Genomic DNA, 24,646 nt, shown 5'->3' with positions numbered 1-24,646 from the left:
ACAATTATTTATTAATAGATTTTATTTCATCTAATAATCTATTATAATCAAAGGAAACACTGCCGTCTAATGAAGCAAATTGAAACTTTTTATCTTCACAATATGGTTCAACTAAAAACCTATTAATCTCATTAAGAACTTTAACAAATTCCAATTTAAGCTCGAGCGAAAAAGAACTACGATCAATTACTTTTTCTACATAGTATTTTAGTGTTCTAACAGTTGCCCTGTCATCAATTTCAGTTGGACACATATATTTGCTAAAAAGCCATGCCACCAAATATGTAAAGTCAAATGTTTTTTCAAATTTCTCAGAAATATCAATTGTAACAGTTCCTAGATGAACAACCTCTTCAGGATATTCCTCGTCACTATAAAATTCATTCACATGATCGGTAAGTAAATCACGTGAATACTCAGATAAGGTTTGGCCGTTTTCAATAGCTAACTCTTCAAGCCGGAATTTTATCTCGTCATCTATTCTTAAGTTAATTTTTGCTTCCATAAAAATTAAATTAAAAACAGATTACAAACATTAGACTTCCTGAACCTAATGTTGTTTCCTAATTTGATTGATTGAAGTTTTCCGGATTTCCGGATTTGGAAAAGTGTAGAGCCACTGCTATCAAGCAGTCCACACATTTCTTTAATAGCATGATAATCGCACGCCTTTTCCTTTTCTTCAATAAGTTTAAAAACAAACTTATCTAATGTTGATACCTTAATAAAAACTCTTATTAAAGTAATAAAAGGACTTTGCCTTTTTGGAAATTTTTGATTTTTCATCGTTAATTATATATTGTTATTGATAGTTGCAATCTAGACACACAACAACTAATAATTAACGAATTAAATAGGGTATTTTTAGGGTATTTTAGGGTATTTTAGGGTATTACCATACAATTTAGGGTATTACAGAATATTAGGGCGCAGATTTATAAAAATCCCTTCCATTTTTCTTCATAATACGCTATTCTTTCTTCATGCTTTTTATTTGACGGATTGGATAATTTTATCTTTGAAAGTTTTAAATCATACACTTGGTTAATTCCAGACCGAAACACCTCTTCTTTTAAATTTAACAACTGTTTTTGATTTAAAAACATCATTAAAGAACAAACAAAAGAAGGAATTTTCTCATCTACCTCTAAAATACTTTGATCAATAAACTTTACCACTTCTTTTGACACATTTCCTTCGTATGCATCAAATAGCAACTCTGCCAAAGACTTTGGGCAAAAAACAGTATCCTTTTCAAACTGAAACTCCTCATTCAAAGCAATTAATATTTTTAATCCTTTTTCAAAATTGCATATTTTCAGAATGACTTCATTTGTCGAATATAACTCTCGATTAAAAAACTGCCGATCTCCTAACAAAAAAGGCAAAATTAATTCCGCCTCACTTCTTAAATTTATAATAATATATTCTTGAGTTCTGTGTAAAGATTTAAACCTATCCAAACCAAATGTTAATCCACTTCCTGAATCGTTTTTTACAAAATAACGATATTCCATCGGACAAATCTCATCAAATATTCGTTCAAATTCTTTTAAAGCAAATACCCTTTTTTCTTTCTGCGATTTTTGAAAAGTTAAATTATCAAATCCTATAGAAAATGATATATAATCCCCATCTATACCCGCTCTGTATATTTCAAGTATAAACTGGTAAAAATCGTTAAGGACATCATCTTTTGGATACATTTCACGTATAAAATTATCTACCTTTTTTAAATCTTTAAACCTTCCTAACTCAACTTCATCTGGTTGTGGATTTAAACCGAAAACACTAAATGCCTCAAACAAATCGTTTTTTATAAGATATTCTTCCTGAATATCACTTTCCCAATCAAGAAACTCCGTTTCATTGATTACACCAAAATACTTTGATTTCATCTATTTTAATAATTCTGAATAGTCAGCTGGAAGTTCAGCATCAATATCTCTTAAATATTGCTCTAATGCCTTCATAGTAGTATGACCAGTTATTAATTGTAGTTTGCTTTTTACTTCAAAAGCAGTAGCGTTTTTAGCCATCTCCTTATAAAGTTTAGTAATAAAAGTGTGCCTAAAACTATATAAACCATAGTCAACACCTAACCCGAAATGATCTTTTACTTTTTTAAAACGCTTCGTATAAAAATCCCGTTTGTTAATTTCTTCTGTTTCCCACTGTCCCCCGATATTGGCTTCAGCAAATAAATAATCTTCTTTACTAAACTGAGACAAATCAGGAAGTTCTTTTATTAATATATCTGGAATAATTTTAATCTTTACTGGCTGGTTCTTAGCTTTTATATATAACTTTTTATCCTCAATATCCAGATCACCAATTCTAAGTCTACACACTTCTATAGGCCTTAAATAATTATAAGATATAAACTGAACATATAAGAAAAGTGTAGGGTCATGTTTTCTTAAATACTTAAAAATTTCTTCCTGTTCCTTTGGCTTGTATGTTTTATTACGAGAAGGCAGAGCTTTTAAAACGTTTATCTTTTTCACAAAATTCTCTGGTATTACGTCATTATCTTCTAAAACTTGATAAAACGACGCTAAGTCAGTTCGCGAATTATTTCGATTTCTTGGGCTAGTCCGCTGTAATACGTCATTTAGATATTGTATTACATGCTTTTTAGTAATACTTGTAATTTTATCGGCATCCTGTAAACCTTCAGATTTAATCCATTTATCAAAGGTATTAATACGACTTTTAAACTTCACATAGGAACTAGGAGACATCATTTTCACCTTTAAATCTAAAGCTAAATTAAAAGCATCTTTAATAGTCATAGAGTTGTCCTCAACAACTTCTACCGAAGCTCGCTTTACTTCTTTCTTTTTAGTTCTAGCTTTCTTTTTATTATCTAACTTATCCAGTAAATATTCGGTTAATGACCTATTATCCTCGTATGGATTAAAGCCTTCGCGTAATACAACTAGGAGGCTTTCTTTCATAATATTCAATAAATGTAATCGTGTACGCCTATCTTTGTGTTTATTAATCCCCCCTTTAATGTTAGTCTGGCGAGTTAACCTACCTGTTTTAGGATTTCTGAAAGTATAATATACATACCATTGCTTCTCTAAAGCTTCTCTCTGTTCTTTTTTTGACAACTTAGACCATTGATTGACATCAACACCTCCTGTGTAAAATTTAGGTTCAGAATAATTGATTTTCATGGGCAAAACGTGTACCGAATTGTGTACGTTTTGTAAAAGTAAGAAAATTGAAGACATAAAAAAACGGACTGTGAGCACACAATCCGTTGGTTTTACTAGCATTTCGCTTCGTAGCGGGAACAGGACTCGAACCTGTGACCTTCGGGTTATGAGCCCGACGAGCTACCTACTGCTCTATCCCGCGATATTGTGGTGCAAATATACAATCCTTTTTAAGTTTTGCAAACTTATATTTGAAAAAATATTTAATTAAATTTTAGTCACCTGAAAGTCAATTAAATCGGCACCAAAAAATTTTAATTTTATATGTATAGGCTGGCAACAAACCTCACAATCTTCAATATATTGCTGACTTGAGACACTATTATCAAGCAACATTGAGATTTGCTCCCAACAATACGGACATGTAAAAAAATGTTCAATCATAATATAAGTTACAAAAAAAAAGTCAGCACAAAGGCTGACTTCTTAAAACTATAATTAATTTAAACAAAAACTTACTATTCTTTTTCAATATCCATTGTTGCTGTTGAATTTTGTAAATCTAAGTACATAAGTCCTGGAGGATTGTTTCCTGAAACCGTAGTATACTCTCTATTTAAATTGTTATCACTAACCATTAACGTTGTTAACTTAGGAAGGTTCATAAACTCTAACGGTAAATCTCCTGTTAATTTGTTAGTTGATAACACTAACTCTTCTAAGTTTCTTAATTGGGCCATTTCAGCTGGAATTTCACCTTCAAGCTTGTTATCCATTAAGCTCAATTTTTCTAATTTGGTTAAAGCTGCTATCTCAGTAGGAATTGTTCCAATAATGTAGTTACTACCCATTAACAACTCTTTTAAGTTTGTTAATCCCATGATTGATTGAGGAATGGTTCCTGAAAACTTATTACTGTATAATTTTAAAGACTCTAACTTTTTTAACTGCCCTAATTCTTCTGGAATCGAACCTTCAAACCCATTCATAAATAACTCTAAAGATGTTAATTCCTGTAAATTTTTTATTGAAGTAGGAAGCGTTCCTGTTAACTTATTGAATCCTAAATTCAATTTTTGTAAGTTAACTAAATTACCTATTTCGGTTGGTAATGTACCTTGAAGATTATTGAACTGTAAATTCACTTCAACAACTTTATCATCTTCTACTTTTACACCATACCACTTTTCAACAGAAGCATCTAAATCCCAAGAGGAATTCCATTGACTACCGTTTGTGGCGTTATAAATAGCTACTAAAGCGTCTTTTTCACTTGGTGAAACCTTTGCAAATGCAAATGCCGATACGAAAAGTGTTAGAACTAAAATGTAATGTTTTTTCATGGTCGAATTGATTTGGGATTAATTCTTACACGAATATACAGATCAAATAGATTAAAAACATATTTATTCGATGAAATACACCAAATTTTAACATTCACCCTACTCAAAGGCCTCAATATCAAAATGAATGGCCTCCCACTGCTCCATTAAACCATCTAAATCAGTCTTTAATTTTTGATAATCATCGAAGAAGTTTGGTTTAGAGGTAACCTCTTCGTAGTTTACTTCCAACTCAGCATCAATCGACTTTATCTTTCGTTCCAAATCGTTAATCTTTGCTTCTACATTACTAAGCTTATTATTTAACGATTTTAATTTTTTCTGATCTTCGTACGATTGTTGCTTTTTCTCCTTAGGAGTTTCTTTAATTACGGTACGCTTTTCTACCTCTCGTAAATTCTCAACATTACGTTGCTCTAAGTAAAAATCAATATCACCTAAATACTCCTTTAACTTATGATCTTTAAACTCATAAACTTTATTCGTTAAACCCTGAAGAAAATCACGATCGTGAGATACAAGAATTAAAGTGCCTTCGAAACGTTTTAAGGCTTCTTTTAATACATTTTTTGATTTAATATCTAAGTGGTTAGTAGGCTCATCCATCACCAAAACGTTAAAAGGCTGTAACATTAATTTTGCCAAAGCCAGACGATTACGTTCTCCTCCAGAAAGCACACGAACATACTTATCGACTTCATCACCTCTGAATAAAAACGACCCTAAAATATCTCGCACTTTACTGCGATTCGTTTCATTGGCTGCATCAATCATAGTATCATGAATGGTTTTATTGCCATCTAGATACTCTGCCTGATTTTGGGCAAAATAACCGATTTGAACATTGTGCCCCAGTTTTAAATCTCCTTCATACTTAATATCTCCAACAATAATTTTGGCTAAAGTCGATTTCCCTTGTCCGTTTTGTCCAACAAAAGCCGTTTTGCTATCGCGCTCAATCATTAAATCTATTTCACGCAACACTTCATTATTACCGTAACTTTTTGAGATTTTATTAGTTTCAACAACCACTTTTCCAGGTGTAACCGATACTGGAAAATTTAAGGTCATCACACTATTATCATCTTCATCTACCTCAATACGCTCAATTTTATCAAGCTTTTTAATAAGTGATTGTGCCATAGTCGCCTTTGAGGCTTTGGCACGGAATTTTTCAATTAGCTTTTCGGTTTGCTCGATTTGTTTTTGTTGATTCTTTTGAGAAGCCAACTGCTGCGTTCTTAATTCCTCACGAAGGACTAAATATTTTGAATATGGTTTCGGATAATCGTAAATGCGTCCTAATGAAATTTCAATGGTACGATTCGTTACATTATCTAAAAACATTTTATCGTGCGACACAATTGCCACAGCTCCAGGATACGATTTTAAAAAGCTTTCTAACCAGATAATAGACTCAATATCCAAGTGGTTAGTAGGCTCATCGAGCAATAAAATATCATTACTCTGCAGTAATAGCTTGGCTAACTCAATTCGCATACGCCATCCCCCCGAAAAGGTATCGGTTAGCTTATTGAAATCTTCACGCTTAAAACCCAAACCTTGAAGAATCTTTTCGGTTTCCCCTTGGTAATTATAACCTCCCAGAATTTCATATTGATGCTGCAAATCATTTATATCAACCATTAATTGGTGATATGCATCGCTCTCATAATCGGTACGTTCTGCTAATTCAGCATTCACCTGTTCCATTTGAGCTTCTAACTCTTTAATTTCGGTGAAAGCCTGATAAGACTCCTCTAAAACTGTTCGACCTAAAATAAAATCGATATCTTGTTTTAAAAATCCTATTTTTAAATCTTTATCAGAAGCTATTTGTCCTGTGTCAGGTTCCAACTCCTTTGCTAAAATTTTAAGCATAGTCGATTTACCAGCTCCATTTTTACCAATAAGTCCTACCCGATCGCCATTAACCAGTTTAAATGTAATATCTTCAAACAGGTACTCTCCTTGAAATGAAATCGATAAATTATGAATGTTTAGCATAGAATTGTAACTTATATCACAGAACTGTAACGTTTAAAAAATTATATTTGTTCTGATAGATTAAGAATGCAAAAGTACATTAAATAATATGTTTTCAAAAGGCTCTAAATTATATAGCATATTCACCGGAACTTGCCCCAAGTGTCATGAAGAATCGATGTTTAAAAATAAAAACCCATATATTCTTTCTGAAGCCTTAGACATGCATGAAACGTGCAGTAATTGTGGCACCAAATACAAAATTGAACCATCGTTTTTCTACGGTTCTATGTACGTTAGTTATGCAGTAGGTATTGCCTTTGCGGTTGCTGCTTTTGTTATTTCTTACTTTGTTTTTAATGCAGGACTGAACGCAATGTTTATCTCTATTGTAGCTACTTTAGTGGTGTTTATGCCTATTATTTTAAGGCTTTCTAGGAATATCTGGATAAACTTCTTTATCCATTACGATAAATCGTTTGCTAAATCTAAGAAGTAATTATTGAAATCGTTTGATATCGATTTCTGTTTCCAAAGGAATATTATTCTCTATAAAATTGTAAAGTTGACTCGCAACATAAGGGCCAATCATAACGCCACGTGTCCCTAATCCATTAAGCACGTATATGTTGCTGTATTCTGAATGACGCCCAACCAGCGGTCTTCGATCTTTAACTGTTGGACGCACACCTGCCACCTGATTTACAACAGTAAAAGGGCAGTTTATTATCTTTTTAAGCTTTTCGGAAAGTTCTTCTTTAGCCGTTTCAGACGGTTGATTGGTTAAATCTTTCCATTCATACGTAGCTCCTACGATATAACGATCCTCTCCTAACGGAATAAGAAAAGCTCCAGCCTTAAGTACATAATCAATTTTTAATTGAGGTGCGTGAATAATTAACAATTCCCCTTTTGCTGGGTTCAACGGTAAATGATTAAAAAACGGATTATGTTTAATTCCAAATCCTTCTGCAAACACGATTTGCTTGGCTTTGATGTCCTGATATCGTACCCCACCTTCTTCAATCATTAATTCTTCGTAATTAAATACACTATCAATAAGCTGATTGTTTTCTTGTAACTGACTTTTATAAGCCTCTACTAACGTTTTCACATCAATCCGTCCCGTTTCTAAAACTTCACCAAAACCGAAAGGTGCATCAACAGATGGATTCGTATTTTTAACTATTTCTGTTGAAAGATATTGGGACAATATAGGCTTATCAGACGCCGTAAACCAATCGTTTTGCTCTTCAAGGGAAGCAAATTTTCTATATACAGGAAGTTTATAATCAAGCTTTACGTTTAATTCTCGTTCTAAACGCTCATACATTGGTAAGGCTTGTGCTAATTGCTCCTGACATTTCCAAACGGGTGTAAATCGTTTTAAAACGACCGGATTGTACAAACCTCCAGCTACGGTTGACGATAACTGTGAAGCATTATCGAACACCATAAAAGACTTATTATTGGCTTTTAACTCCTCACAAAAGCTAATACCTGCCAACCCAATTCCTACTACGATATAATCTACTTGAATCATACTGCGAAGATAAAAATAAAGAAGCCCGCTTTTTTAAGCAGGCTTCTTTATTTTTTTATGAAAATCAGAATTAGTATGTCCACATATCTAATTCAAAATCTCGTATTTTTTCTTTAATTCTTTCAGATTCTAACAACTGCATCAAGGCATTATCGGTAACATATTCGTTAATCGCCCTATCCTGCTGTACGTTTTCCTCTTTATAAATTATAGAATTGAAACGTCTTGAGTTTAACACGTGATCGAAAGAGAACGGCATAGAACTATTCTCGTTATTAAAGGATTTTGCTTCGTGTAATACCTCACGCGCATCTGGAAAGAATATCCAAAATAATTCTACTAAATCAGGCGTTTCTGAATCGATAAAGTTAACATCCGGAGCTACAGGCGCTATACCTAATAAACGGTATTTTAATTCTGCCTGACGCTTATCGAAATACCAAAGACCTTTAATACGATACTCTACAATATCTGCAGCAGTAAGGTCACGTCTATCAATATATTCAGCAGATAACTGCTCTCCAGCATTTAATTGCTCGATACCTAACTCGGTAGTATCAACTTTTGCTAAAGCGGCCTGAATATCATCAAGTGTACGCTTCGTTTTAAAGTATGAATCGTCGTAGATGTTTTTTATCTTCCCATTTTTAATGTTCTTCATAAGCACATCGTACAATGAACGTCTGTCGCTACCAATATTATTGGTGTCGATAGGATAATATAACGGAAAGTTTACACGCTCGTCTAAAACGATTTTCTCCCAAACCATTTTTGAATATAGAATATCTCTATCGTCTACATAACCATATTCTAACGGCTTGTCATTATCAATAGCTTTTTGAGCTTCTGTTCTAACACCAATCTCCTCCGGGCTTTTAGCATTAAGTATATTTGCTTGAGCAAACACACCTGATACTGTAAAAACAGTTGTAACGGTTAATAAAAAACTTTTTAAATTCATGTGCTTTGGTTTTATTTTTCTATAGTTGAACTTCAACTAGGCTCTCTATAATTTATACCATATCCATATCAACACAATATGGATATGATATTATATTTTAACTATTAGTTAGTAAGCTCGATAATAACTGGCGATACCTTTTTAAGGATTACGCTAACACCACTAGCTTTAGCTTCGATGTTAAATATTTGAACATCTGTACCACGTTTTGCTTTTCTTAAAGCTGCCTTAGCGCGGCTATCTAGTTTATTTCCGCTTACGTTAATTGTTGGTTGCCCAGGAACTTTAAACATAAATCCTGTTACACGTAAAGGTAATTCGAAATCGAAATCGTCGAATTTCGCACCAACAGTAGAAATTTCTAAAGACTGACGTTGCATCTTAACAGAACCGTCTTCACCTCTAATAGTACCCGTTGGTTTTGGTAAATCCTTAATTCTGAAAGTAGCTCTATCACTTACACCTCCACCATCTGGTAAAGTACCTGAAACGTTAATAGTTACTTCTCTACCTTGAATACGTGTTGCATCCATAACATATTTGCTTCCACTCACACGGCTTAAACCTTGAGCTCTAGCATTTACTTTGTTATCTGGAATACCTGCAAACGAAATTGTCATTGGGTTTTTAACACCACGGTAAACAACATTCATTTTATCTGCAGAAATTGTTGCTGCATTTGGTTTAGAAACCGTAGCGAACGATTGTGATACCGGAACTTCGATATCCTCACCATCCTGAGCGAAAATTAATTTACCTTCAATTTTGTGCTCACCTGGTCTACCTGTACCAACTTTTAACTTCACACGTCCATCTTCGATAGCGTATTGATCTTCAGTTAATTTCACACCATCTAAAGTTAATTCTACTTTATTTGGTTTTGTAGTAGCATCTTTACGCCCCAATACAATAGCTCCATCAAATGTCTCACCGTTAAAGTAAGCTGATTTTGAGGTCTCCATTAAAGTGGTATAGTTTGTCATAGACACCTCTGCAGATAAGGTTCCTTGCATCATTTTTCCTAAAATCTCAGAACCTACAGTTTTTACATCAGACTGCAACTGTGTCATTTTAGTTAATGATGCTACTAAAGGAAACCCTTTATAGTGGTAATCTAACCAATCTATTTTCTTTCCGTCACGATTTGTTTCAGGCTCTGTACTGAACTTTTCGTTTACGTCTGCTACAACCGAAGACATACTAGGATCATCTCCTAAAATTTCTACAACACCGCTGCGGAATGTTTCAAGTTTTTCTAAAAACTCTTCGCCTTCTGGTTTTAATTTGTCTCCTTTAAAGAAATTATTATCAAGGTAATCCCCTTTATCCATAATTTCATAATCGGTTGGATCATCAACTGTAGCCGACATCTTAGCTTTTAAATCCTCCAAATACGTATTTAAATCTTTCGATAATACTCGTATTTTTTCAGCCTTATCTAATAAAGGCTCATATTTTTCTGGTTGCTCTTCAGCTTTTAATTCTAATCCAGAGAAAAAAGCTAAATTTCTTTGGTCTGCTGCTTCATTCGATTCTGTTAATCGAACATTCATTAATCCGAAGGCTGAAAGCACTTCTTTCGACATATTTAATGCTAACATCGCAATGAAGATTAAATACATCAGATTAATCATTTTCTGTCTGGGTGATAAGTTTCCTCCTGCCATAACTAATTAGGTTTTTGGTTAATAATTAGATACCCTAATTAGTTTTTGTTCATTGCAGATAACATACCGCCATATACTCCATTTAATGAAGATAAATTTGAAGCTAACGATTGCATTTGCTCTTTTAACTTCACTGCATTTTCTACTTGCTCTTGGTTAATAGTAGCTTGTTTGCTTGCGCTCTCTAATTGTACTTTATATAAGCTGTTTAAAGATTCCATTTGAGCCGCAGCTAAAGACAACTCTTCACTATATTTTTTAGAAGCTTCAATTCCGTTGGCTCCAGATGACATACTCTTAGCAGCACCTTCAAAGTTCTTGATACTTTCTCCTAAGCTTGCCATTAATTCACCATCAATTTTAGCCTCTTTAAGCATATCATCTAATTTTTTAGATAATAAACCTTGATTTGTTTCTTCTTTTTTCTCTCTTTTAGCTGCTTTTCCACCAGCTAATTCTGGGTAAACTAAAGACCAATCTAAATCGCTCTCTACAGGCTCGAATGCTGAAATAGCGAAAATAATTGCTTCGGTAACAAGACCTAATGTCAACATAACATTACCTGTTAGCGGACCAAACTCCATATGAGTAATTTTGAATAGTGCCCCAATAATTACAATTGCTGCTCCTAATCCATAAGCCATATTCATGAACTTTTTACTTGCTTTTGACTGTGCCATAATTCTGATTTTTTAGTTAAGTAATAAATTACTTAAGTAGGTTAATTAATAGGTTGTTGTTTTGTTTATGATTTGTTAATTAAGATTTTCTGTTGATTAGCTTCTTATTTTCCAGTTACCTGTGTCCCCATGTAATCCTGAACGGTTCTGAAACCAATATAACTTCTTGCAGAATCTGCATATTCGAAATCTCTTGAACTTACTTGTAAATAATAGGCAACATCTTTCCAAGACCCACCACGAACAACTTTACGTTGGTTTTCATAATCGTTAACGTTAGGGTTAATTGTGGATGTATACTCGTAAGATGACGGATCGTATGATGCATTTACCCATTCTGCAACGTTACCAGCCATATTGTATAAATTGTAATCGTTCGGCTCGTAAGATTTTGCTTCTACAGTATATAAAGCCTGATCTGCAGCGTAATCTCCACGTACTGGCTTAAAGTTTGCCATAAAACAGCCTCTATCACTCTTAGTGTAAGGACCTCCCCATGGGTAAGTTGCAGCTTGAAGACCGCCACGCGCAGCGTATTCCCACTCTGCCTCAGATGGTAATCTGAAACGGTTTACCATTTGCGCTCCTCTATCTTTTTGGTAGCCATTCTTGTTAATGGTTCTCCACTCACAAAAAGCCTTAGCTTGTTTCCAGGTAACACCAACTACAGGATATTCACTGTAAGCATCATGCCAGAAATAATCGTTATGCATTGGCTCATTATAAGAATATGCAAAGTCTCTAATCCAAACTGTTGTATCTGGATACACTTCTATTTCTTCCTTTTTAATAACATCGCTACGCTTTACACCTCTCGCTTTCGCAGCTTCCTGGATATCCATATAATTGTACTGGAATTTAAATTTCTTTACATCCCATGTACGTTGCCCATTATATGATTCTTCCATTGGAAGATACATAGTATCCATAACCTCAGCGTAAAATTCGTCTGGATATTCGGCTGTATCGTAAATTAATTCCATTTCTTTATTTAATTTACGCCCCTCGTAACCTGTTGGACCTAAGCCTGTGTAGTTTTCGAACATGTATTTTTCGTAAACTGTCATATTCGCAGTATCGGCATCTTTAAATGCATACTCACCAATACCACCATCGCCAGGTACTTTACCAACCTCGTCCGCCAAAATAGCAAGTTTAGTTCTTACTATGGAGTCTCTAACCCAATTTACAAATTGGCGATACTCACTGTTTGTAATTTCAGTAGCGTCCATATAAAAGGCACGTACTGTAACGGTTTTAGCAGGAGCATCTTGCACACCAGCTAAATCATCGTCGGCTTTACCCATAATAAATGATCCACCCGGTATTAATTCCATTCCGTATGGCTTTTCCGGATGCCATTTCTTTCCTTGTACACCCACTAGTTCACCCTTGTCGTTAGAGCCACAACTAGCAAGCAAAGTCATTACTGCGGTTAATAATATAAACTTCTTCATATCCATAGAAAACTCGAGGTTAATTATTTAAGCTTCGTTATTGAGAGCGTAAACATATTTATATATTTTTTAAAAAACAACTTTTTAAAGGAAAAAAATACGTTTCATCGTAAAAAAAAGGCATTTTATCGATAAAACACAACCTTTAAGCGGTAACAAATGTTAAATACTATTCTTTTGGAACGCTTTATACCAGCGCTCAGGCACCTTATTCTGGCAAGCATCTATATAATCTTGATGCATGCAAGGTAATAACGTATGTCTTTTTAATTTATTATTAACATTTGATAAAAAAGGAATCTCAATCCACCATCTTCCGGTCTTTACACTTTTAAAAAACACCAATTCCTGATCTTCTACCAATGCTATAAATTTCTGATACGAATTATCATCTGAAAAATCTTCATCATTAACTCTACAGTTAACCCCCTCAATAAAATACCATAATATCTGTGAAATTAACATTGATGTCATTTCATCATCTTTCGATGCTTTATACTCATATATTCCAAAAGAAGACACTTTATTACTTATACCAGCATAGCGTGACATGGCACAAATTTCTTTACCATCTAAACCGTTTGGAGAAAATTTTTGCTTCAAACTCAATTCAGAACCCCGTACAGACGACAAATCGATGCTGACCATATTAGCATCTCGCATAACAGGTTCAACAATGGTAATATTATTTGATACCTCACCTAACCTATAAGATTCAAAATACAGGTTATCCATCAGGTCCTTTTCCTCTTGCGAATTAAAATAGGTTTGATAACCTATTGTTGCATAATTAAATAAATTATAAGGCTCATCTAAAATAATCTTACCTACAAAACTATTATTCTTGATGGGCTTTGAAGAATCTCCTAAATCGAACCTACAATCTACACTTACCAAATTCACCATTGGCTTAATATTATCATAAGCTCTGTAAGTTGCATATGTTAAATCCTGCGTTCCTCCAATAATTACAGGAATAACATTTTGCTTTATAAGATCACTAACAGTTGTTTTTAAAGCGAAGTAAGTATCTTCAACGGTTTCGCCACGTTCTATATCTCCTAAATCGGCAATAATTGTGTTCCAACTCCCTGGAAACAAACTATAAAATGTTTTTCGGACTTCGTTTAACTGAAATGTTTCTCCTATATAATTGACGTCATTTCTATTTTCGAGAACGCCAAATACAGCAATATTTACACCTTTTAAATCGGGGAATCCTTTTTTCGCAGAATGAATTTTAATCTTTTTTCCTAAGGCTTGCGGAGAAAGCAACTCGTTATGAGCTAAAACCAAATCTGAAACAGGCGTGAAAAAATTAAAGTTCATGCGGGGTTAGTAATTTATTGGTTAGCTTACTTTTGATTAGTTTACTTACAAATATCATTAGAATAAATGAGTTTTTATACTTTGTAAACATAAAAATAAACTAGCAATAATTATAATTTCTTAATTTAAGAAATCGATAATTACTAATCCTTCAACTGAAAATTACTTCTTTTTAGCTGTTGTTTTCTTTTTTGTTGTCTTTTTAGCCGTTTTCTTTTTAGGTGCATTAGCTTCTATTATAGCTTTAGCTTCATCTAAGGTCATTTCAGATACATCTACTGTTTTGGCTAATTCCACTTTAACTTTACCCTTAATAACATTATGTCTACCCCAACGTGCTTTTTCAACTTTAATACCTTCGTCTTCCCAGTTATGCACAACTTTATCGATTTCTTTTTGAATTTTAGTTTCGATAAGCTCTACAATATCTTCATCAGACAAGTTATCCCAGTCGTATTTTTTATTCACGTTAATAAACATATTGTTCCACTTGATGAAAGGCCCAAAGCGTCCTTTCCCTTTTTGAACAGGTAATTCTTTGTAATAATATATAGGAGCATCAGCTTCCTGCTTTTCTTTAATTAGTACAATAGCATCATCCAGTTCAACACTTAATGGATCCTGTCCTTTAGGCAATGACACATAAGCTGAACCAAATTTCACGTAAGGACCAAAACGCCCGTTGTTGACCTCAACGCTTTCTCCTTCATAAGTTCCTAAAGTTTTTGGAAGCTGAAATAAATCCATAGCTTCTTCAAAGGTAATGGTATTTAATTGCTGATCGGGGCTTAAACTTGCAAATTGCGGCTTCTCTTCATCATCGGCAGTACCAATTTGAACCATTGGCCCGAACTTACCTAAACGCACACTTACCTGCTTACCACTTTTTGGATCTACACCAAGAATACGCTCTCCAGATTCTCTGTCGGCATTTTCCTGAACATCCTGAACTTGCGGATGAAAATCTTTATAGAAGTCTTTCATCATTTTAGACCAATCTACTTTCCCTTCAGCTATTTCATCGAAATCCTCCTCTACTTTCGCTGTAAAGTTGTAGTCTAATATATATTCGAAATGGTTCACCAAAAAGTCTGTTACAATCATACCAATATCCGTTGGTACTAACTTCCCTTTATCTGAACCTACTTTCTCTGTCAATACTTTTGTCGCTACAGCCCCTTCTTTTAAAGTCAGTTGCGTATAATCGCGCTCTGTTCCGTCAACCATTCCTTTTTCAACATAATTACGATTCTGAATTGTTGAAATTGTTGGCGCATAAGTAGACGGACGACCAATACCCAACTCTTCTAACTTCTTAACTAAAGACGCCTCAGTAAAACGTGCTGGCGGACGCGAGTATCGCTCTGTCGCCGTTATATACTTATTAAGCAATGTTTCGTTTACTTTCATTGCCGGTAACATACCTTCTTGCTCTACATCTTCGTCGTCGGTACCTTCTAAATACACTTTTAAAAACCCATCGAAAGTAATCACCTCCCCATTTGCCGTGAATAATTCCTTGTGTGTAGATGCGCTCACTTTAACATTAGTACGCTCTAACTCTGCCTCACTCATTTGAGAAGCAATAGCACGCTTCCAGATTAAGTCGTACAAACGCGCTTGATCACGATCAAGATCTACAGAATGTGTTGCAAAACTTGTTGGTCTGATGGCCTCGTGAGCTTCTTGAGCTCCTTTAGCTTTTCCAACATAATTTCTTGGTTTACTATATTTAGAACCATATGCTTTCTCGATTTCAGCTTCCGCTCCCTGACGTGCTTCATCAGATAAATTCACACTATCTGTTCTCATATAGGTAATTAACCCCGACTCATACAAGCGTTGCGCTAAGGTCATGGTTTTACTTACCGAAAAATATAACTTACGAGAAGCTTCCTGTTGTAATGTAGAAGTTGTAAATGGCGCTGCCGGCGATTTTTTAGCAGGCTTTTTATCTAATTCAGCAACTTTAAAATCGGCCGTTGCATTAGATTCTAAAAAGGCATAAGCCTCTTCTTTAGTCTCAAAATTCTTAGGTAATTTGGCTTTAAATACTTGTCCGCTTTCATTTGAAAACTCAGCATCGATTCTATATGACGCCTCTGGAGTGAAGTTTTGAATATCACGCTCACGCTCTACAATTAATCGCACCGAAACCGACTGCACACGACCTGCCGACAAGCCACCTTTTACCTTACGCCAAAGCACCGGAGATAATTCGTAACCTACAATACGATCTAAAATACGACGTGCCTGTTGCGCATCAACTAAATCGTAATCAATACCTCTTGGGTTTTCAATCGCTTTTTGAATAGCCGTTTTAGTAATCTCATGAAAAACAATACGCTTTGTTTTTCCTTTATCCAATTTTAAAGTTTCCGCCAAGTGCCATGCAATAGCCTCCCCCTCGCGGTCCTCATCACTTGCTAACCATACCATTTCGGCTTTCTTAGCTAAGTCCTTCAGTTTTTTTACAACCGCTTTCTTATCCTTAGAAACTTCATATTTTGGACTAAAATCACCTTCAACATCCACACCTAACTCCTTTGAAGGAAGGTCTGAAATATGCCCAAAGCTTGACTCTACTTTAAATTCTTTTCCTAAAAATTTTTCAATAGTTTTTGCCTTGGCAGGTGACTCTACAATTACTAAATTCTTCGCCATACTTCGATTTTTTGAGGGTACAAATGTATGTGAAAAAAAGTTTATCTGCCTAATTTCACATAATATCTACCCTAATATATATAAAAAAAGCCCGTTTTCAACATGTAAAAAACGGGCTTTTTAATTCATTTTACAATTTATTCTACCGATGTTCCTATTTCATCGATAACGTGTATTTCATTAAAACCTATAACGTGTTTATATATTAAATAGGTAGGATGATATACAAAAGGAGCTGTGATTAACACCCCTATTCCACAAAGTAAAAACCCTACAATTTGAGCTAATAATGATGCTACTATAATTAAACCAAATGTAATAAGCCATTTCTTATTCCCTAATTTAAAACTCGCCTTCACAATATCTCCAACACTTAACTCTGGGTTAAAGGCAAAAATTAAATTAAAAAACGTTATCGGCACCATAACATATATTAAAGGTAGATAACATAATAATGCCGCAACAATTGAAATTCCAACGGTTGCTAAAAGCAACACAAACAGTTTCGACAAATAATTCATTTTAAAGAAATAAAAGAAATCTGATGTTGTGGTTGCTTCTCCATAATCCAGTTTTTTTATAATTCGGAAAAAAGCAGCATTGATGGCTATGGTTAAAGTTCCTAATAGAACTGCACCAACAGAAACCAGCAACACATAGATAACCGAAATGCCCGCCATAAAATTGTCGATGGCCTGCGTATCGCCATATCCACTATTTTGTTGCGCAATCATCATTGTTATAAACGGAATGTAAAAAACAATAAGAATTGGCATCATTACAATCAAGGTAAATAATTGCATTAAAAAACCCTGAACCCAGGTTTTCTTGAACAATTCAATAGACTCACTAAAGATATTTCCAAAGTCTAAATCTTTAGCCTGAGCTATTTTTTCTAATAACGTCGTAGTTGTATTCATGAAGTATTTTTGATTAGTGTATAGTCAAAGTAACTATTTTCTGTCTTATTTCACAAAATTTATTATTTATTTAAGTTCTGACACTTTGTCAGAAACAATAAATTAATTGTATCTTTGCATGCTTATTGAAAGATACGTGTGATCTAGATAGTTATGGAGAAAATTATAGACGAAAACAAACAAGGAGAAACTTTGGTACTTAACCAAAAAGACGGCAATACGCGTAAACTTTTTATTGAAAGTTATGGTTGCCAAATGAATTTTAGTGATAGTGAGATTGTTGCTTCTATTCTTACCGAGCAAGGTTACAACACGACGCAAAACTTAGAAGATGCCGATTTAGTTCTGGTTAACACCTGTTCCATTCGTGATAAAGCAGAGCAAACCGTTCGTAAACGTTTGGAAAAATATAACGCCGTGAAAAAATCACACAACCCAGGTATGAAGGTTGGAGTTTTAGGATGTATGGCTGAGCGTTTAAAAACAAAATTCTTAGAAGAAGAAAAAATCGTTGACCTTGTTGTAGGTCCTGATGCTTATAAAGATTTACCGAATTTATTATCCGAAGTTGAAGAAGGTAGAGACGCTATTAATGTCATTCTATCTAAAGAAGAAACTTACGGAGATATCGCTCCTGTGCGTTTAAATACTAACGGCGTAACTGCATTTGTTTCTATAACTCGTGGATGTGATAACATGTGTACGTTCTGTGTAGTACCATTTACCCGTGGTCGTGAACGTAGTAGAGATCCACAAAGTATTATGGAGGAAATTCAGGATTTATGGAACAGAGGCTTTAAAGAAGTTACACTTCTTGGGCAAAATGTAGATAGTTTCCTTTGGTATGGCGGCGGACTTAAAAAAGACTTTGAAAAAGCCAGCGATATTCAAAAAGCAACAGCGGTAAACTTCGCGCAGTTGTTAGACATGTGTGCTACGACATTTCCTAAAATGCGTTTCCGTTTTTCGACATCTAATCCTCAGGATATGACTTTAGATGTGATCGAATCTATGGCAAAACACAGAAATATTTGTAAATATATTCACCTTCCGGTACAAAGTGGTAGTAACCGTATTTTACAGGAAATGAACCGCCAGCACACCCGTGAAGAGTATTTCGAATTAATTGATAATATTAAACGTCTTATTCCAGACTGCGCTATTTCTCAGGATATGATTTCTGGTTTCCCAACCGAAACTGAAGCAGATCACCAGGATACACTTAGCCTTATGGAATATGTAAAATACGATTTCGGTTTTATGTTTGCGTATTCTGAAAGACCAGGAACTTTAGCCGAACGTAAAATGGAAGACGATATTCCTGAAGACACTAAAAAACGTCGTTTGCAGGAAATCATTGAATTACAACAAGAACACAGCTTCTACCGTACTAAAGAGCATTTAGGAAAAGTTGAAGAAGTACTTATTGAAAAACCTTCAAAACGTTCTAACGAGCATTGGTCTGGACGTAATAGCCAAAATACAGTGGTTGTTTTCCCGAAAGGCGATTACAAACCTGGAGATTTTGTTAATGTAAAAATCACCGACTGTACTAGCACCACTTTAATTGGTGAAGCTGTAGGCTATTCAGAAAATAACTAATACTAATTTATGGAATCTGTTCAAGCTATAAAACAACGATTTGGCATTATAGGTAATACACCTGCGCTAAATCGCGCCATCGAAAAAGCAATTCAGGTAGCACCAACCGATATTTCGGTTTTGGTTACTGGCGAAAGTGGTGTTGGTAAAGAGAGTATTCCAAAAATCATACACCAACTTTCACACCGCAAACACAATAAATACATCGCAGTTAACTGTGGAGCTATTCCGGAAGGAACTATTGACAGTGAACTTTTTGGTCACGAAAAAGGTGCCTTTACCGGAGCTACACAAACGCGTGAAGGGTATTTTGAAGTGGCCGATGGCGGAACCATTTTTTTAGATGAAGTTGGTGAGTTGCCATTAACCACTCAAGTACGTTTGCTTCGTGTTTTGGAAAATGGAGAATTTTTAAAAGTAGGGTCGAGTAAGGTTCAAAAAACCAACGTACGTATCGTGGCAGCAACAAACGTGAATATGTTTGAAGCTATCGAAAAAGAAAAATTTCGTGAAGATTTATACTACCGTTTAAGTACTGTAGAAATTCATCTGCCGCCTTTACGTGAGCGTCAGGAAGACATTCATTTGTTATTCAGAAAATTTGCCAGCGATTTTGCTTTAAAATACAAAATGCCAACCATCAAATTAACCGATGCCGCTGTGCAAACGCTTAATAAATACCGATGGGGTGGTAATATCAGGCAGTTACGCAACATCGCCGAGCAATTGTCTGTTCTGGAACAAGACAGAACGATTTCGGCTGAAACTTTAACAGGTTACCTTCCTAACAGTTCGTCTAATTTGCCGGCAGTTATAAAAACTTCTAAATCGGAAAGTGATTTTAGTAGCGAACGTGAAATTCTGTATAAAGTCCTTTTCGATATGAAAAGTGACCTGAACGATTTAAAAAAGCTCACGCTGGAATTAATGAAAAGTGGCAACACCAAGGATGTTGAAAAAAGTCACGAAGGGTTAATTCAAAAAATTTACGGTGATAGCGATGAAGACGATGCTATTTTTGAGGAAGATGTAACTCCTTCAAATAATGAGTTACTTTCAATTCCTGAGCACAACATTAACCATGACATTCCAGAAACTATTACCGATAAATATCATTTTGCTGAAGAAATTGAAGAGGAAGAAACGCTATCGCTGCAAGACAAAGAGCTGGAATTAATTAAAAAATCTCTTGAACGTCACGGCGGAAAACGTAAATTAGCTGCAGCCGAATTAGGTATTAGTGAACGCACCTTATACCGAAAAATCAAACAGTACAATTTGTAAAGCAAACAACCGTTGAAAGATAAACCTTTGACTCTCAAACCTAACACATCGAACAACGTTAATAGAATATGAAAAAACACCTTATCTACTTATCATTTTTCGCTTTAAGCATAACATTGTTTAACTGTGGCATTTACTCTTTTACCGGTGCATCGGTACCCGCTAACGTTAAAACATTTCAGGTGAATCGTTTTGAAAACACAGCCCTATTATTTGAGCCTGGTTTAGATTTACAATTCCAAAACGCTTTACAGGATTTAATTCAAAACCAAACCAATTTAAGTTTAGTAACCACTAATGGAGATTTATTATACGAAGGCGAAATTACCGACTACCGTGTATCTCCAACCACAGCCACTTCAGATAATAGAGCGGCTCAAAACCGTTTAACAATTAGTGTAAAGGTTAGATTTTTTAATAAGAAAAAGGAAGAAGACGATTTAGAACAAAGCTTCTCCTTCTTCTACGATTACGATGGTTCAGCAATGCTAACAGGATCACAAAAAACAACAGCTCACGAAGAAATATTTGAGCGTTTAACTCAAGATATCTTTAATGCCACACTTGCTAAGTGGTAATGATTTGATAATAAAAAATTATTAAATTTGGCTAAGCCAATGAACCCAACAGATTTTACATATATTCTTCAGAATCCGCAGTCTATAACTCATGAGCAGACTGAAGCGGTAAAATCTATCATTGACGAATTCCCATATTTTCAACCGGCACGTGCCATCTATCTTAAAGGTTTAAAAGACCAGAGTAGTTTTAAATACAATCAAGAATTAAAAACCACGGCTGCCTACACTACCGATCGTAGCATTCTGTTCGACTTTATAACCTCTGATGTATTTCTTCAAAACGAAATTTCAGAATCTATAAAACAGAACATTTCAAATGTATACGATATTGAGGTTGATTACGAAGATATATCTGTAAATCGACGCGTTGAATTTGACGATAATTTACAACAACAGGTAAAGGATACTACGGGCGTTTTAGACCCTACCCTGTTCGAACCAAAAGAGACACGCCCTTCAAAAAAACAGATAGAGTCAACTTCTGAAACACTTCAGGAAACCTCAAAAGAAAAGACGTCGCCTGAAGAAATATTAAATATTGGTAAACCCTTCGAATTTTCACAAAATGAGACCCACTCGTTTAACGAATGGTTACAGCTTACCCGCTTTAAACCTATAGACCGTAGTGAAGCTCCAGTCAAAGAACCCACACCTCCTATACCAGAGAGTGTTTCTGAATCTAAAACTGAAGCACCCGCAAACGAATCCAACACTACAGACAATTCTGAGCGAGAAAAAAAATTTGAATTAATAGATAAATTCATTCAGGAAAACCCTAAAATTAACCCAACAAAAAGTTCAGCAACTAAAGGGAATTTGGCCAAGGCACAGATGATACAGCCAGAGTCCTTAATGACAGAAACTTTAGCTCGAATTTATGTAGAACAAAAGAACTATAAAAAGGCAATTCAATCTTATAAAATTTTAAGTTTGAAATATCCAGAAAAAAATAGTTTCTTTGCAAACCAAATTAAAGCAGTACAACAATTACAAGAACAAAATAAAATAGAATAATGAGCACGTTTACAATATTTTTAGCATTAATCGTTATAGTAGCGTTTTTACTAATCGTAGTTATTATGGTACAAAATCCTAAAGGAGGCGGATTATCTTCTTCTTTTGGTGGCGGTGGCACACAACAATTAGGTGGTGTTAAAAAGACAACCGACTTTTTAGACAAAAGTACATGGACGTTAGCAACGCTTTTATTAGTATTAATCTTATTATCTAATATGGCAATTAACAGAGGTGGTGAAGCTGCAGATTCTAAAGCTTTAGATGCTGACACAACAACCGCACAACCTTTACCTAATCCGACGCAATCTACTGACGATACTGCGACACCTGCTGACGAGACTGCTGAGTAAAACATGCGACATCAATATAAATAAATGCCAACTTTTCAAGTTGGCATTTTTTGTTGCTGCAAGTTTGTCAGTTATACACTATTGGCACACTTTTAGAATACAACATCCGCAATAAACTTTAATTTTTATAAACTTAAAAATATACACAAATGGCATTGAACATTAAACCATTAGCAGACCGTGTTCTTATTGAACCAGCTGCAGCTGAAACTAAAACCGCTTCAGGAATTATTATTCCAGATAACGCTAAAGAGAAGCCACAAAGAGGAACTGTTATAGCTGCCGGAAAAGGTACCAAAGACGAGCCTATTACTGTACAAGTTGGCGACACTGTTTTATATGGTAAATATGCTGGGACAGAATTAAAATTAGAAGGTAAAGATTATTTAATCATGCGTGAAAGCGACATTTTAGCAATCATTTAATTTCTTAAAAACTCAAAACAATAAATAAAAATGGCAAAAGATATAAAATTTGATATTGAAGCACGCGACGGTTTAAAACGTGGCGTTGACGCATTAGCAAACGCAGTAAAAGTAACTTTAGGTCCTAAAGGACGTAACGTCATCATTGGAAAAAGTTTTGGCGCACCTCACGTTACTAAAGATGGTGTTTCTGTAGCTAAAGAAATTGAATTAGAAGATGCTCTTGAAAACATGGGCGCTCAAATGGTAAAAGAAGTAGCTTCAAAAACTAACGATCTAGCGGGTGACGGTACAACTACTGCTACTGTTTTAGCACAATCTATCGTAAAAGAAGGTTTAAAAAACGTTGCTGCCGGTGCTAACCCAATGGATTTAAAACGTGGTATTGATAAAGCTGTTGAAGCCATTACTAAAGACCTTGAAGCACAGTCTCAAGAGGTAGGTAACTCTTCAGAAAAAATCAAACAAGTTGCTGCAATTTCAGCAAATAACGACGACACTATTGGTGAATTAATTTCACAAGCTTTCTCTAAAGTAGGTAAAGAAGGTGTGATTACTGTTGAAGAAGCTAAAGGTATGGATACTTATGTTGACGTTGTAGAAGGTATGCAATTCGACAGAGGATACTTATCGCCTTACTTCGTAACAGACACCGATAAAATGATTGCCGATTTAGAAAATCCATACATTTTATTATTCGACAAAAAGATTTCTAACTTACAGGAAATCCTTCCAATATTAGAACCAGTTGCACAATCTGGTCGTCCATTAGTTATCGTCGCTGAAGATGTAGACGGACAAGCTTTAGCTACTTTAGTAGTAAACAAATTACGTGGTGGTTTAAAAATCGCTGCTGTTAAAGCGCCTGGATTTGGAGACAGACGTAAAGCTATGTTAGAAGACATTGCTATCCTAACTGGTGGTACAGTGATTTCTGAAGAAAGAGGATTTACTTTAGAAAATGCAGATTTAAGCATGTTAGGTACTGCTGAAACCGTAACCATCGACAAAGACAACACTACAATTGTTAATGGTTCTGGCGATGCTGATAACATTAAAGCACGTGTAAACCAAATTAAAGCACAAATTGAAACAACAACTAGCGATTACGATAAAGAAAAATTACAGGAGCGTTTAGCTAAATTAGCTGGTGGTGTTGCTGTGCTTTACGTTGGTGCTGCTAGTGAAGTTGAAATGAAAGAAAAGAAAGACCGTGTTGATGATGCATTACACGCTACAAGAGCTGCTGTAGAAGAAGGTATCGTTGCCGGTGGTGGTGTTGCTTTAGTAAGAGCAAAAGCTGTTTTAGAATCATTAACTACTGAAAACTTAGACGAAGTTACAGGTATCCAAATCGTTGCTCGTGCAATCGAGGAGCCATTACGAACTATTGTCGAAAATGCAGGTGGTGAAGGTAGCGTAGTTGTAAACAAGGTATTAGAAGGTGAAAAAGACTTTGGTTACGATGCAAAATCTGAAGCTTATGTAGATATGCTTAAGGCTGGTATTATCGATCCTAAGAAAGTAACGCGTGTAGCATTAGAAAATGCAGCATCAGTTTCTGGAATGATTTTAACAACAGAATGTGCCTTAGTTGACATTAAAGAAGATGCTCCGGCTATGCCCCCAATGGGTGGTGGTATGCCAGGCATGATGTAGCAGCGAGTCGC

General features: G+C 35.0%; 22 protein-coding genes and 1 tRNA gene. 8 read left to right on the top strand and 15 right to left on the bottom strand.

Translation table 11 applies throughout. The features are described from left to right. Positions 1 to 4 precede the first annotated feature (4 nt). From RBH94_RS08370 to RBH94_RS08340, 7 genes are all read right to left on the bottom strand, one after another. Positions 5 to 505: a hypothetical protein gene (locus RBH94_RS08370; protein ID WP_307880493.1), complete on the bottom strand. Its 501-nt coding sequence runs from the start codon at positions 503 to 505 to the stop codon at positions 5 to 7. 430 nt (positions 506 to 935) lie between these two features. Beyond that, positions 936 to 1,898: a hypothetical protein gene (locus tag RBH94_RS08365; RefSeq protein WP_307880492.1), complete on the bottom strand. Its 963-nt coding sequence runs from the start codon at positions 1,896 to 1,898 to the stop codon at positions 936 to 938. Next, entirely contained in the window at positions 1,899 to 3,185 is a 1,287-nt protein-coding gene (locus RBH94_RS08360; RefSeq protein WP_307880491.1) for a site-specific integrase, read from the bottom strand. It abuts the gene before it with no gap. Positions 3,186 to 3,296: 111 nt separating this feature from the next. Next, positions 3,297 to 3,369, bottom strand: a tRNA-Met gene (locus RBH94_RS08355). A gap of 65 nt (positions 3,370 to 3,434) precedes the next feature. Further along, on the bottom strand, positions 3,435 to 3,563 hold the full coding sequence (locus tag RBH94_RS08350; protein ID WP_374047738.1) for a CPXCG motif-containing cysteine-rich protein: 129 nt from the start codon (positions 3,561 to 3,563) through the stop codon (positions 3,435 to 3,437). A gap of 122 nt (positions 3,564 to 3,685) precedes the next feature. Beyond that, complete coding sequence (locus RBH94_RS08345) at positions 3,686 to 4,510, bottom strand: Two component regulator three Y domain protein (RefSeq protein ID WP_307880489.1); 825 nt, start codon at positions 4,508 to 4,510, stop codon at positions 3,686 to 3,688. Positions 4,511 to 4,609: 99 nt separating this feature from the next. Continuing rightward, positions 4,610 to 6,517, bottom strand: coding sequence for an ABC-F family ATP-binding cassette domain-containing protein (locus RBH94_RS08340; RefSeq protein WP_307880488.1), 1,908 nt, complete (start codon positions 6,515 to 6,517; stop codon positions 4,610 to 4,612). Between the two features lie 88 nt (positions 6,518 to 6,605). Between RBH94_RS08340 and RBH94_RS08335 the strand changes: the two genes are divergently transcribed. Then, complete coding sequence (locus tag RBH94_RS08335) at positions 6,606 to 6,995, top strand: DUF983 domain-containing protein (protein WP_307880487.1); 390 nt, start codon at positions 6,606 to 6,608, stop codon at positions 6,993 to 6,995. Here RBH94_RS08335 and RBH94_RS08330 read toward each other — a convergent pair whose 3' ends face one another. The 8 genes from RBH94_RS08330 to RBH94_RS08295 all read right to left on the bottom strand — a co-directional run bounded on the left by RBH94_RS08330 (position 6,996) and on the right by RBH94_RS08295 (position 17,717). Next, a complete protein-coding gene (locus tag RBH94_RS08330; protein WP_307880486.1) occupies positions 6,996 to 8,039 on the bottom strand; it encodes an FAD-binding oxidoreductase in 1,044 nt (347 codons plus the stop codon). Between the two features lie 70 nt (positions 8,040 to 8,109). Then, positions 8,110 to 9,000 carry a gliding motility protein GldN gene (gene gldN / locus RBH94_RS08325; protein ID WP_307880485.1) on the bottom strand — a complete coding sequence of 297 codons (891 nt, stop codon included), beginning with the start codon at positions 8,998 to 9,000 and terminating at the stop codon, positions 8,110 to 8,112. 104 nt (positions 9,001 to 9,104) lie between these two features. Then, positions 9,105 to 10,667, bottom strand: a complete 1,563-nt coding sequence (gene gldM / locus RBH94_RS08320; protein WP_307880484.1) for a gliding motility protein GldM — start codon at positions 10,665 to 10,667, stop codon at positions 9,105 to 9,107. Between the two features lie 38 nt (positions 10,668 to 10,705). Then, positions 10,706 to 11,347 carry a gliding motility protein GldL gene (gldL, locus tag RBH94_RS08315; RefSeq protein WP_188224013.1) on the bottom strand — a complete coding sequence of 214 codons (642 nt, stop codon included), beginning with the start codon at positions 11,345 to 11,347 and terminating at the stop codon, positions 10,706 to 10,708. Between the two features lie 104 nt (positions 11,348 to 11,451). Next, positions 11,452 to 12,804, bottom strand: a complete 1,353-nt coding sequence (gene gldK / locus RBH94_RS08310; protein ID WP_188224012.1) for a gliding motility lipoprotein GldK — start codon at positions 12,802 to 12,804, stop codon at positions 11,452 to 11,454. A gap of 162 nt (positions 12,805 to 12,966) precedes the next feature. Then, entirely contained in the window at positions 12,967 to 14,133 is a 1,167-nt protein-coding gene (locus tag RBH94_RS08305) for a formimidoylglutamase (RefSeq protein ID WP_307880483.1), read from the bottom strand. Positions 14,134 to 14,295: 162 nt separating this feature from the next. Continuing rightward, entirely contained in the window at positions 14,296 to 16,797 is a 2,502-nt protein-coding gene (topA, locus tag RBH94_RS08300) for a type I DNA topoisomerase (protein WP_307880482.1), read from the bottom strand. Between the two features lie 137 nt (positions 16,798 to 16,934). Further along, positions 16,935 to 17,717, bottom strand: a complete 783-nt coding sequence (locus RBH94_RS08295) for a hypothetical protein (protein WP_307880481.1) — start codon at positions 17,715 to 17,717, stop codon at positions 16,935 to 16,937. Between the two features lie 153 nt (positions 17,718 to 17,870). On the opposite strand from RBH94_RS08295, the gene miaB reads away from it, so the two are divergent. From miaB to groL, 7 genes are all read left to right on the top strand, one after another. After that, positions 17,871 to 19,319 (top strand): tRNA (N6-isopentenyl adenosine(37)-C2)-methylthiotransferase MiaB, encoded by a 1,449-nt coding sequence (gene miaB, locus RBH94_RS08290; RefSeq protein WP_307880480.1) that lies wholly within the window; start codon positions 17,871 to 17,873, stop codon positions 19,317 to 19,319. A 9-nt stretch (positions 19,320 to 19,328) separates the two neighbouring features. Then, positions 19,329 to 20,603, top strand: coding sequence for a sigma-54-dependent Fis family transcriptional regulator (locus tag RBH94_RS08285; RefSeq protein WP_307880479.1), 1,275 nt, complete (start codon positions 19,329 to 19,331; stop codon positions 20,601 to 20,603). A gap of 68 nt (positions 20,604 to 20,671) precedes the next feature. Then, a complete protein-coding gene (locus RBH94_RS08280) occupies positions 20,672 to 21,181 on the top strand; it encodes an LptE family protein (protein WP_188224006.1) in 510 nt (169 codons plus the stop codon). Positions 21,182 to 21,220: 39 nt separating this feature from the next. Further along, positions 21,221 to 22,198 (top strand): hypothetical protein, encoded by a 978-nt coding sequence (locus tag RBH94_RS08275; RefSeq protein WP_307880478.1) that lies wholly within the window; start codon positions 21,221 to 21,223, stop codon positions 22,196 to 22,198. After that, positions 22,198 to 22,551, top strand: coding sequence for a preprotein translocase subunit SecG (gene secG, locus RBH94_RS08270; RefSeq protein WP_307880477.1), 354 nt, complete (start codon positions 22,198 to 22,200; stop codon positions 22,549 to 22,551). Before RBH94_RS08275 ends, secG begins: the two co-directional genes overlap by 1 nt. 149 nt (positions 22,552 to 22,700) lie before the next feature. Then, positions 22,701 to 22,976 carry a co-chaperone GroES gene (gene groES / locus RBH94_RS08265; protein WP_188216614.1) on the top strand — a complete coding sequence of 92 codons (276 nt, stop codon included), beginning with the start codon at positions 22,701 to 22,703 and terminating at the stop codon, positions 22,974 to 22,976. A gap of 30 nt (positions 22,977 to 23,006) precedes the next feature. After that, positions 23,007 to 24,635 (top strand): chaperonin GroEL, encoded by a 1,629-nt coding sequence (gene groL / locus RBH94_RS08260; protein WP_307880476.1) that lies wholly within the window; start codon positions 23,007 to 23,009, stop codon positions 24,633 to 24,635. The last annotated feature ends 11 nt before the right edge of the window (positions 24,636 to 24,646 follow it).

The sequence above is a fragment of the Aestuariibaculum sp. YM273 genome (assembly GCF_030908365.1).
GTDB classification, from domain to species: domain Bacteria; phylum Bacteroidota; class Bacteroidia; order Flavobacteriales; family Flavobacteriaceae; genus Aestuariibaculum; species Aestuariibaculum marinum.
The sequence above is the reverse complement of the archived record's forward strand: the minus strand, read 5'-3'. Positions and strand labels throughout refer to the sequence as shown.

Bases quoted from the DNA above. Each gene is read 5' to 3' on its own strand.
- RBH94_RS08285 (WP_307880479.1), top strand. From the start codon at position 19,329: ATGGAATCTGTTCAAGCTATAAAACAACGATTTGGCATTATAGGTAAT.
- RBH94_RS08295 (WP_307880481.1), bottom strand. From the start codon at position 17,717: ATGAATACAACTACGACGTTATTAGAAAAAATAGCTCAGGCTAAAGAT.
- RBH94_RS08340 (WP_307880488.1), bottom strand. From the start codon at position 6,517: ATGCTAAACATTCATAATTTATCGATTTCATTTCAAGGAGAGTACCTG.
- RBH94_RS08345 (WP_307880489.1), bottom strand. From the start codon at position 4,510: ATGAAAAAACATTACATTTTAGTTCTAACACTTTTCGTATCGGCATTT.
- topA (WP_307880482.1), bottom strand. From the start codon at position 16,797: ATGGCGAAGAATTTAGTAATTGTAGAGTCACCTGCCAAGGCAAAAACT.
- gldK (WP_188224012.1), bottom strand. From the start codon at position 12,804: ATGAAGAAGTTTATATTATTAACCGCAGTAATGACTTTGCTTGCTAGT.
- gldM (WP_307880484.1), bottom strand. From the start codon at position 10,667: ATGGCAGGAGGAAACTTATCACCCAGACAGAAAATGATTAATCTGATG.
- RBH94_RS08335 (WP_307880487.1), top strand. From the start codon at position 6,606: ATGTTTTCAAAAGGCTCTAAATTATATAGCATATTCACCGGAACTTGC.
- groES (WP_188216614.1), top strand. From the start codon at position 22,701: ATGGCATTGAACATTAAACCATTAGCAGACCGTGTTCTTATTGAACCA.
- gldL (WP_188224013.1), bottom strand. From the start codon at position 11,347: ATGGCACAGTCAAAAGCAAGTAAAAAGTTCATGAATATGGCTTATGGA.
- RBH94_RS08280 (WP_188224006.1), top strand. From the start codon at position 20,672: ATGAAAAAACACCTTATCTACTTATCATTTTTCGCTTTAAGCATAACA.
- RBH94_RS08360 (WP_307880491.1), bottom strand. From the start codon at position 3,185: ATGAAAATCAATTATTCTGAACCTAAATTTTACACAGGAGGTGTTGAT.
- secG (WP_307880477.1), top strand. From the start codon at position 22,198: ATGAGCACGTTTACAATATTTTTAGCATTAATCGTTATAGTAGCGTTT.
- RBH94_RS08350 (WP_374047738.1), bottom strand. From the start codon at position 3,563: ATGTTGCTTGATAATAGTGTCTCAAGTCAGCAATATATTGAAGATTGT.
- RBH94_RS08275 (WP_307880478.1), top strand. From the start codon at position 21,221: ATGAACCCAACAGATTTTACATATATTCTTCAGAATCCGCAGTCTATA.
- miaB (WP_307880480.1), top strand. From the start codon at position 17,871: ATGGAGAAAATTATAGACGAAAACAAACAAGGAGAAACTTTGGTACTT.
- RBH94_RS08365 (WP_307880492.1), bottom strand. From the start codon at position 1,898: ATGAAATCAAAGTATTTTGGTGTAATCAATGAAACGGAGTTTCTTGAT.
- RBH94_RS08305 (WP_307880483.1), bottom strand. From the start codon at position 14,133: ATGAACTTTAATTTTTTCACGCCTGTTTCAGATTTGGTTTTAGCTCAT.
- RBH94_RS08330 (WP_307880486.1), bottom strand. From the start codon at position 8,039: ATGATTCAAGTAGATTATATCGTAGTAGGAATTGGGTTGGCAGGTATT.
- RBH94_RS08370 (WP_307880493.1), bottom strand. From the start codon at position 505: ATGGAAGCAAAAATTAACTTAAGAATAGATGACGAGATAAAATTCCGG.
- groL (WP_307880476.1), top strand. From the start codon at position 23,007: ATGGCAAAAGATATAAAATTTGATATTGAAGCACGCGACGGTTTAAAA.
- gldN (WP_307880485.1), bottom strand. From the start codon at position 9,000: ATGAATTTAAAAAGTTTTTTATTAACCGTTACAACTGTTTTTACAGTA.